The sequence below is a fragment of the Trebonia sp. genome (assembly GCF_049794275.1).
In the GTDB taxonomy this organism is placed as follows: Bacteria; Actinomycetota; Actinomycetes; order Streptosporangiales; family Streptosporangiaceae; genus Trebonia.
On record NZ_JBARCR010000351.1, the window covers coordinates 1 to 5,056 of the forward strand.

The window sequence follows — 5,056 nt, forward strand, 5'->3', positions numbered from 1 at the left end:
GCCAGCGAGACAGCCGTCGGCGCGGCCCGGTTCGCCGCCGGCGCCGGACGGCACGGGAACTTCGGCACGCCGCCGCGGTGAGGGGCCGCGGTGAGGACCGCGTGACGCTAGAGCGGCTGCGGGGCAACTAGAGACGTGACCAAGGCAGCAGCAACAGTCAGGCAGGCGGGCGGGACCGGCGCGGCGGCCGAGTTCGAGCGGCTGTACCGGGCGAACGTGGAGGCGGTCACGGCCTACTTCGCCCGGCGCAGCGCCGACCCGCACGTGGTCGCCGACCTCACGGCGGACACCTTCGTCACGGCGATCACCAGCTTCGGGTCTTTCGACCCCGGCCGGGGCACCGCGCGGGCCTGGGTGTTCGGGATCGCCCGGCACGTGTACGCCGCGCACTGCGAGGCGTACGGCCAGCAGCAGGACAGGCTGCAGCGGCTGGCGGGCCGGCGCGACCTGGAACCGGATCAGGTCGAGGAACTGCTCGACCGCATCGACGCGGAACGGGCGGGCCGTGACCTGGTCAGCGGGCTGGGCATGCTGCCGGACCGGGACCGTGCGCTGATCGAGCTTGTGGACCTCGCCGGCCTGCGCCCGAAGGAGGCGGCGGCCGTGCTCGGGGTCACGCCTGGCGCGGCACGGATGCGTTTGATGCGGGCCCGTGCCCAGTTGCGCAGGCACGCGACAACCACGAATCAGGGGCGACACCAATGACTAAGTTCTCAGACCAGCTGTTCGACGACCTCATGCGCGAACATGGAACGGCGCTAGCGCAGCACACCAGGCCGCCGGCGCAGCCCAAGCGCCACATCACGGCCCGCCAGACGCTGCTGGCGAGCGGCGGCACCCTCGCCGTCGGCGCCGCCGTCGCCGGCGTCCTGGTAGCCCAGAGCGGCACCCCGGCCCACGTGGCCGGGAGCGGAACCCCGGCGGCCTACGCGGTGACGAAGAACTCCGACGGCACGATCACGCTCGCGGTGTACCAGAAGTCCGGGATAGCGGCCGCCAACGCAAGGCTCCGTCAGCTTGGCGACAAGCAGGTGGTCGTGGTGCCGGTCGAGCCTGGCTGCACGAGCAAGGTGACGCCGCCCGCCATATCGGGGAAGGGCCACCTGATCACCACAGGGATATCCCGTTCGCCCGACGGGACCATCACCGTGAACGCGCGCGGCATCCCGGTCGGGGACATCCTCGTGATCGGCGTGGCGACCAGCGGGAACACCTCGTACGGCATAGGAACCCTGGCCTCGCCCCCGGCGCCGAGCTGCGTGGCCCAGCCGCCGCTGCCTCCCGGCAGCGGCGGCTCAGGGACGATCGGCGGCTCGGGGTCATAAGCGAGCGGCGGCGGGTCCGGCTCTGACCAGAGCGCGGCCGGGAGCGCGGGGCTTCCGGCCGCGCTCTAGTCGGTCCGGGGCGGGCCGGAGTAGCGTGGGCGGGCGTGCGGATTACGGATGTCACGGTTGTGCTGCATGAGCGGGTCAGCACCGGAAGCGCCTCGTTCGGACCGGGCGGACGGCAACTGCTCGGCGTGCTGCGGATCATGACCGATGAGGGCATCGAGGGCAACAGCTTCCTGTCCGGGCCCGGTCCCGGGCCGGTCGCGATCGCGGACCAGATCGTCACCGTCGTCAAGCCGTGGCTGGTCGGCGCGGACCCGCTGGACATCGGGGCGCACTGGCGGCGGATGGCCGGGCTGGTGCACTACCTCAGCCCGCACGCCGTGGGCAGCGTCGACGTCGCGCTGTGGGACATCGCGGGCAAGACCGCCGGGCTGCCCGTGCACCGGCTGCTCGGCACCTGCCGGGACCGGATCCCCGCGTACTACTCCACGGCCCATTACCGGACGCCGGGGGAGTACGCCGAGGACGCCGTCTACTGGCAGGAGCAGGGCTGGCGCGGATACAAGCTGCACCCGCCGCGCGGGCCCTGGCTGCCACCGGGCACGGCGCCGCCCGTCGACTTCGACATCGCGGCCTGCGAGGCCGTCAGGGCCGCGGTCGGCGACGAGATGACGCTGATGCTCGACTCGTCGTGGAGCTACTCCTACCCGGACGCGCTGCGGGTCGGGCAGGCGATCCAGGATCTCGGCTACTTCTGGTACGAGGACCCGCTGCCCGACCACGACATCCACGGCTACCAGCGCCTCGCCAGGCACCTGACCATCCCGCTGCTGGCCACCGAGATCACCCCTGGCGGGCTGACGGCGCTGCCGCCGTGGATCACCGCGGGCGCGACGGACTTCCTGCGCGGCGACGTCGTCATTAAGGGCGGCATCACGGGGCTGATGAAGATCGCGCACCTGGCCGAGGCGTTCGGGATGAACTGCGAGGTGCACGACAACTACAACCCGCTGAACAACGTCGCGGCGCTCCACGTGATGATGGCCATCGACAATTGCGACTGGCTCGAAGTGCTCGCGTTCAACCGGGCGGGCGACCACAGCCTCGCGCACTTCAGCTACGGCCTGACCGAGCCGTTCACGGTCGACGCGGAGGGCTACGTGCACGCGCCGACAGGACCCGGGCTGGGCGTCGGCGTCGACTGGCCGCTGATCAACTCGTCGGTGCACGCCGTGGTGGAGTAATGGAGGTGCGCGTCGGCGTGCGGGACCCGCGGGACCCGGACGCGCAAACGTGCCTGCGGGCCTATGAGACCGAACTCGCCAGCCGCTTCGACGACGGCTTCGACCCGGCGCTGAGCATTTCGGCGGCGGACGAGGAGATGACGCCGCCCGCGGGGCTGTTCCTGGTCGCGACCGTGGACGGGGAACCCGCCGGGTGCGGCGCGCTGAAGTTCCACGGCGACGCCCCAGCCGAGATCAAGCGGATGTGGGTCGCGCCGTCGGCCCGCGGCCTCGGCCTGGGAAGGCGGCTGCTCGCCGAGCTCGAGGCGCACGCGGCCGCGCACGGCGTCCGGGTACTGAGGCTGGAAACCAACCGGACGCTGCGCGAGGCGATAAGCCTGTACCGGTCGGCTGGCTACCGGGAGGTGGCGGCGTTCAACGACGAGCCGTACGCGCACCACTGGTTCGAGAAGTCACTGGAGCCGCAAGTGTGACTGTGGCCGATGGTTGGCCCCGTGACTGATACTTGGCCCCATGTTCAGATGACCGTCAGAGGTTGTGTGGTTGTAGGCCCCTTTTTCAGCCTTTGACGGCGGTCAGGTAGGCCAGCGCGGTGCGTTCCAGCCCGGTTCCGGATTCCACGAGCGGCCGGAGGTGGCGGGCGAGCTCGCCGGCTTCCTGGGTGCTGAGGGCCTGCTGCAGGGCTTCCTGGAAGGTCGGCTGCAACGGGTTGCCTGACATGCGCAGGAACCGTTCCCAGGGCACGGGGTCCTTGCGATTCTTCACGCTGACCCGCAGTTCCAGGCTGATCTCGCTGAACCCGGCGTCTTGGGCGTGGCGCACCAGGTCCCGGTCGTCGAAGTCGACCATGGGATCAGCCCCCGGCGGCTGGATCGATACGTAAAGGGCCTGGACCCTGGCTGCCAGGGCCTTGACCGGGGTGACGTCGTAGCCGTGGAACAGGCCGGGGCCAGGGTCGGACATCAGGACATTGACCGGCTCGAACAGGCTTGCCCGCCCGCCGGGCCGCAGCACACGGAAGAACTCGCGCATGGCCCGTGCCTTGTCCTTAACGTAGATCAGCACCGACCTGGTGGTGACCGCGTCGACCGAGGCGTCCGGAACGGCAGTGAGCTGATCGGCGGGGGCGAGCACGAAGCGGCACCGGTCAAGCAGCCCTTCTGCGCTGGCTGCGGCCCGGCAGTGATCGAGCAGGTCTTGCGAGATGTCGGAGAAGATCACCCGCCCAGACGGCCCCAGCCGTTCCAGTGCGCCGAACGCGATGAGACCGTCCCCGGTGCCCACGTCCAGCAGCGTCTGGCCGGGCTCGAGCCGTGCACGGTCCAGCACCGCATCGCGGACCGGGTAGAGGAACTCGGCGAGATCCTTCTCCCGGGCGGCGGCATCGCCGCCGAACCGCACCTCCAGCAGCCACCGGTGCCAGCGGTCAGGACCCGCCACGACAGCACGCTCCTCCCGGGCGCAGGTGCCGGGTCCGCCGACCAGGCGGCCCGCCCATCTCCGGATCAAGATTCCGGGCGAACATTAGCGAGACTACGGGACAACCTCGTCAGTGGCGGGGCCGGCAGGCGGGTCGATTTACGGGACCGGAGAGGCGGAACGCGGCCGTCCGGCGCTGGACCCCGCCGCACCACACGCTGACAGAACTGCACCCCAGCCGGTCCCCGACTGAATCGCCCCGGGATCGGCCGCCAGGCCCGGCTCCAGGACTCGCTGGGCGGGTACCATCGCTGACGGCTGTTTCCTGTGGACCGGGCAACGGAGGGTCGTGAGGAGCGCGGAGAATCTTCTCGGCGACGAGATGATGGCGCTGCTGCCCGCGGCGCTTCATCACTGCCTGACCGAGCCGAAGTGGTGGGAGGACGAACTCCAGGGCCTGCACGTTGTCAGAGCCCTTACCGCGCTGGCTTTGCCGGCCGACTGCGATGGCTACCGCCTGGTTGACAACCCGCCGAGCCCGCGCTGGGACTGGCAAGGCCACGCGCTGGTGCACCAGAGCTCGCTCCTGCATACCGGCGTCAACCTGTTCGGCCCCGTTCTTATCGGGCCCGATTGCGAGATCGGGCCGAACGCCAGCATCTTCGGCCCGACGGTCATCGAGGGGCGCTCCTACCTCGGCCCCAGCGTCGAGATACGGCGCTGCCTGCTGCTGGCGCAGGCGGAAGTGTCGCACATGAGCTTCCTGGGCCATTCGGTCATCGGCCGCCGTGCCGCTCTCGGGGCGTTCTTCTGCTCGGCGGTGCGGAACCTGCGACGCGGGACAGTGCACGTCATCCGGGACGGGACGCTGGCCGATACCGGCGAGCGACGGCTTGGCTGCGTCATCGCCGACGACGTAGAGACCGGTGTGCGCACGACGGTCATGCCGGGCCGCCGGATCACCGAGACCCCGGCAACACCCCCGAATTCCCTGATCATGAAGAACTGCTGACGCCGGGAACCATGAACCCTCTTCGGCAGATCCCGCGGATCGAACACCTT

The 5,056-nt window shown here is 70.3% G+C and carries 6 protein-coding genes; 5 read left to right on the top strand and 1 reads right to left on the bottom strand.

Annotation, left to right across the window (positions count from 1 at the left end; genetic code table 11):
• The first annotated feature begins 135 nt into the window (after nt 1-135).
• The 4 genes from WA805_RS09690 to WA805_RS09705 all read left to right on the top strand — a co-directional run bounded on the left by WA805_RS09690 (nt 136) and on the right by WA805_RS09705 (nt 3,048).
• Nucleotides 136-705, top strand: a complete 570-nt coding sequence (locus WA805_RS09690) for an RNA polymerase sigma factor (protein WP_422290581.1) — start codon at nt 136-138, stop codon at nt 703-705.
• Nucleotides 702-1,325, top strand: a complete 624-nt coding sequence (locus WA805_RS09695) for a hypothetical protein (RefSeq protein ID WP_425242174.1) — start codon at nt 702-704, stop codon at nt 1,323-1,325. Before WA805_RS09690 ends, WA805_RS09695 begins: the two co-directional genes overlap by 4 nt.
• A gap of 104 nt (nt 1,326-1,429) precedes the next feature.
• Nucleotides 1,430-2,575, top strand: coding sequence for an enolase C-terminal domain-like protein (locus WA805_RS09700; protein WP_422326710.1), 1,146 nt, complete (start codon nt 1,430-1,432; stop codon nt 2,573-2,575).
• Entirely contained in the window at nt 2,575-3,048 is a 474-nt protein-coding gene (locus WA805_RS09705) for a GNAT family N-acetyltransferase (protein ID WP_422290575.1), read from the top strand. Before WA805_RS09700 ends, WA805_RS09705 begins: the two co-directional genes overlap by 1 nt.
• Nucleotides 3,049-3,133: 85 nt before the next feature.
• Here the strand turns inward: WA805_RS09705 and WA805_RS09710 are convergent, their stop codons facing one another.
• Nucleotides 3,134-4,015 carry a class I SAM-dependent methyltransferase gene (locus tag WA805_RS09710; protein WP_422290573.1) on the bottom strand — a complete coding sequence of 294 codons (882 nt, stop codon included), beginning with the start codon at nt 4,013-4,015 and terminating at the stop codon, nt 3,134-3,136.
• Between the two features lie 328 nt (nt 4,016-4,343).
• On the opposite strand from WA805_RS09710, the gene WA805_RS09715 reads away from it, so the two are divergent.
• Complete coding sequence (locus WA805_RS09715; RefSeq protein ID WP_422290571.1) at nt 4,344-5,006, top strand: hypothetical protein; 663 nt, start codon at nt 4,344-4,346, stop codon at nt 5,004-5,006.
• Nucleotides 5,007-5,056: the final 50 nt, after the last annotated feature.